Annotated in this window: 1 pseudogene; it reads left to right on the plus strand. The window is 66.6% G+C overall.

Going from position 1 to position 341, the window contains the following annotated elements:
- A pseudogene (locus tag EQG76_RS09850) lies at positions 1–341 on the plus strand (thiol:disulfide oxidoreductase); the annotation flags it as partial.

Consider the following 341-nt stretch of genomic DNA (forward strand, 5'->3'; position numbering starts at 1 on the left):
AGTTCGAGCCCGATTTCCTGAAGATCGCGCCAAACAACCGGATGCCGGCGATCGTCGACCATGAGCCCTTGGGTGGCGGCGAGCCGATCAGCGTGTTCGAGAGCGGCGCCATCCTGGTCTATCTGGCCGACAAGACCGGCAGGTTCCTGCCCACCGACCGGCGCCGCTACGACGTCCTCCAGTGGCTGTTCTGGCAGATGGGTGGCCTCGGGCCGATGGCCGGCCAGAACCACCATTTCGGCCGCTATGCGCCTGAGAAGATCCCCTACGCCATCGACCGCTACGTCAAGGAGACCGGCCGGCTCTACGGCGTGCTCGACCGGCGGCTGGCCGACCGGGAA

Source organism: Geminicoccus flavidas (assembly GCF_009806515.1).
Classification (GTDB): Bacteria; Pseudomonadota; Alphaproteobacteria; order Geminicoccales; family Geminicoccaceae; genus Geminicoccus; species Geminicoccus flavidus.